General features: G+C 66.3%; 3 protein-coding genes. 2 read left to right on the plus strand and 1 reads right to left on the minus strand.

Annotation, left to right across the window (positions count from 1 at the left end; genetic code table 11):
* Both P8K07_00630 and P8K07_00635 read left to right on the plus strand, forming a co-directional pair.
* A partial coding sequence (locus P8K07_00630; GenBank protein MDG1957026.1) for a VWA domain-containing protein occupies window positions 1-1,367 on the plus strand: 1,367 nt, incomplete at its 5' end.
* Between the two features lie 11 nt (window positions 1,368-1,378).
* Window positions 1,379-2,008, plus strand: a complete 630-nt coding sequence (locus tag P8K07_00635) for a sortase (GenBank protein ID MDG1957027.1) — start codon at window positions 1,379-1,381, stop codon at window positions 2,006-2,008.
* Here P8K07_00635 and P8K07_00640 read toward each other — a convergent pair.
* The coding region (locus tag P8K07_00640; GenBank protein ID MDG1957028.1) for a HAMP domain-containing sensor histidine kinase at window positions 1,986-3,787 on the minus strand (1,802 nt) is incomplete at its 5' end. The genes P8K07_00635 and P8K07_00640 overlap by 23 nt on opposite strands.

Consider the following 3,787-nt stretch of genomic DNA (forward strand, 5'->3'; position numbering starts at 1 on the left):
TCGCCCACCGCATCCAGCTGGACGGGGGCCAAGCTGCCCCGGGCCGCGACTTCCACCTCAACTGGACCGTGCGCGCGGCAAACGAGCCCACGATCGAGGCCTTCCGCGAACGTCTGGACCAACACGACTTCCACCTGCTGGTCCTGCGCACCCCGGAATCTGACCAGCGCGCCCATCGGCGCAGGCAACGGGCCGAGACCACGTTTCTGGTCGATATTTCGTTTTCGATGTCGGGAACTGCCCTGGCCGAGGCCAAGCGCGCGTTGGATCTGGCGCTGGCGCAGTTGCCCACAGGCGACAACTTCCGCTTGCTGGCCTTTGACGACAAGCTGCATCCTCGACGCAGCGATCCGTCTCCGGTCCGGATGAATCCGCGCACGCGCAAGCAGGCGCGCGAATGGGTCGAGCAACTCACCGTGATCGGTGGCACCGACATCGCGGGGGCACTCACGGACGCCCTCGGGCAGCCCACGACCCAAGGCTACCGCGGGCGTGTGGTGCTGTTGACCGATGGTGGTGCCCGCTACGATCGCGATACTCTGGCGCGCCTGCGCGACCAACTCGGCAACCGCCGCCTTTTTGTCGTGGGCCTCGGTGCGGCACCCAACGGCTACCTGCTGCAGAAGCTCGCCACTTTGGGGCGCGGGCGATTGCAAATCGTGCGTGATCCCGCAGAACTCCCGGAAGCGATCGATCGCCTGGTCGGCCCCGGCTCGACGCCCGCGCTTTTTGATCTCGACCTGCAAGCAGCCGACGGCAGCCCGGTCGAAATCTGGCCCGAGGTCCTGCCGGATCTCTTCCCCGGAGAATCTCTTTTCGTCGCGGTTCGCACGCAGGCCACCGAGCCCGAATTCCTCCTGCACGCGCGAACATCGCGAGGACCGACAACGCTTTTGTCCACGCCGGCAGCACAGGGCGAGGGCATCGCGCGCAACTTTGCCGCACAGAAAGTCGCCAGCCTCGAGCAATTGTTCGGCGAAAGCCCTCGCGCCGAGCGCGAAGCCTTGCGTGAGGAGATCCTCGCCACCGCCCTGCCCGCCGGCCTGATCAGTCAGTTCACCAGCCTGGTGGCCATTGACGACACGCCGCTGCGCAATGATGGGTCGCCGCTGGTCGCCCATGCCCGACAGGCCACGCTGCCCGAGAACTGGAACTTGCCGACGGCCTTCCGCAATCCGGAGCAAGCAACTGTCCGCTGGGATGGCGATTGGCGCGATACGCTCGTTGCCAGCGACCGCTTCCTGACCGAAGAGGAGCGCAAGCTGGCGCTGAGCGTGGCCACCGCCACCCCGGCCGGCCTCTACGCCTTGTTCGGCGCGGCACTGCTGCTGATCGCCGGCCTGTCTGCTGCGATGGTGCGCCGATGAGGTCGGCCAGCATGGACGCCGCCGCGAATCGATCCGGCCTTCGGGTCTGGTGCCAGGACCATCGGCACCAGATCCATGTAGTCACCATCGCCCTCGGCCTGCTCGGGGTCTGCCTGGTGGGGGCCGCGGGGCTGATCCATGGCCGCGCGATCGGCGCGCAACTTCTCTTGCGCCTTGCCTGGCAGAAGCAACTGGCCACCGGCGAGGCGACTGCCCCGTGGCCCGGGTCGGACCTGCGCGTGCAGGCCCGGCTGCGGGTGCCGCGGCTGGGCATCTCGCAGATCGTCCTGCAGGGAGCCACTGCGAAATCGCTCGCCTACGGCCCGGGCGAGAATCTCCAACCCGAGGTCCCGGTCGGGCGGCCGGCCTCGCGCGTGATCGCCGGGCACCGCGACACGCACTTTGCCTTTGTGCACGACCTGCACCTCTCGGATCAGATTCTGCTGGAGGAACCCGACGGCGACTGGAAGATCTATCATGTGCAACGCCGCGAGGTGCGGGACCGCGACGACATCGGTGTCGCCCCGGTCCCGCACCGCCCGCTGCTCTACCTGATCACCTGCTGGCCACCGGTCAGCGACGATGGCGGCCTGGAGCGCACCGACAAACGCCTGATCATTACTGCGCAAGCGGAAGCGTGAGAATCAGGCAGGCACCAGAGCCGCCGCCATCCGCCGGTGCCAGGTCGATCGCCCCGCCCACGGCCTGGACGATTGCGCGCACGTGCGCCAAACCCACCCCGTGGCCACCCTCGTTCGGGCGCGACGTCACATAGGGGTCAAAGAGCGTATCGCGCAGACTCTCGGGGCCGCCCGCGCCATTGTCACGGAATCGCAGCTCCAGCAGGGCGTCGCGCGGGTTTGCGGTAATTTTGACCGCCCGTGCACCCGCCTGCTCGGCATTCTGCAGGAGATTTCGGCATACCTCGGCAAACGCTTCCTCCTCGAGGTCCACCCGTGGCAAGGCTGCCTGCGGCAGATCACATTCCACCTGCAAATTGGGCAGACCTGAGGCCACCTCGTCGACCACCTCGACGATCTCGGTCGCCCCGTGCAGATCGCGGCCCGTGCCCGCCTTCGCCAAATCCAAAGCCTTCCTCGCCAGCCGACGTCCGTCGCGCGTCGACCGCGTGATGCGACGCAAGGTCGCCTCCCGGTCGGCCTCGCTCATGCGATCTGCGGACTCCAGCAACAATTCGGCATCGGACTCGGCCGGGGCCAGCGAGTTCCACAACGAGTGGGCCAGGCTTTCGGCTTGTTGAAGAGCCGAATCGCGTTGCTGGCGCAGGCCACCGGCCATCTGTGCCACCGTGCCCGACAGCTCCGCCACCTCGCGCGACCGCGGGTGCCGGATCATCAGTTCGGCCTGGTCATCGCCCTCCGCGGCAAAAGCGGCCTGCTCCTGCAGGCGTGCCAGCGGGCGCACGGCAAAAAACTGGGCTGCCGCGAGCAAACCCAAGGGAATCAAAACGAAAGGCAAGACCAGAAGCCATTTCGCCAAGGCAGGCAGAGCGCTCAGAAATTCACCCACCGACTGCGGGGTCCGCAGCGCATGCACCGCACCCCAGACATAGCCCTCGTATTCGAACGGGATGACCACCGCGATCTGGTAGGGGTTGGTCCGAAAGAGCGGATTGACGGCAGGCGGCACCTCCCCCCGGGGACGGCGTGCGGCTTGCCGGCGCCCCTGCTGCAGAGCGAGCTTCACTTCATTCATGCCTGTGGCTTGCCGCGCCACCCACTCCTTTTCCGAACTCGCCAGAACGATGCCCTGATTATCCACCACGGTCAGGCCCGCGAGGGTCTGCTTCTGGACCGCCTCCAACCAGGACTGCAAGTAGCGCCCGGCGCCGACGAAGATACTCGGTGTCCCGGTGCGTTTCACAACCTCCCTGAATTCGATCGCCGTGTCGCTCATCGTCGCGGACGAGATCAATTCCGGATCGGCCGGCCGGTTTGTATCCGCGTCGCGAACATCGGCAAAGGCGTCACTGTCGGCGTAACTTTGGGCGTCGCTATGGGCCGCGCTGTCGGCGTCGCTGCGAGCACCATCCGCACCTCTACCCGTGCGCCCGACCGCTCTGGCCAGGCCCATTTCCTGTGCCAATTGTCGCAGCGCAAAAGATGCCTGCAGTGCGGATACCTTCCCGGCCCGTTCCTCCTCGACGATCTGCTCGTAGCGCTCGAGAAGATTCTGCCCGACCAAAGCCGCCTGATGCTGGAGGTCGACGGACAGCCTCCGGTCGATCTCGTTCTGCACCAACTCTCGCCCCTGCAACGCCAACAGCAGCAAACTGACTAACGACACTCCCACGAACACCAACTGCAGGCTCGGCCGCCATCTCCTGTTGTCGTTCATCAGCAATCCCCCATCGAGTAGCCCAACCCGGGGCGCGATCGGATAACCGTCCCCCGAGACAC

The organism is Candidatus Binatia bacterium (assembly GCA_029248525.1).
In the GTDB taxonomy this organism is placed as follows: domain Bacteria; phylum Desulfobacterota; class Binatia; order UBA12015; family UBA12015; genus UBA12015.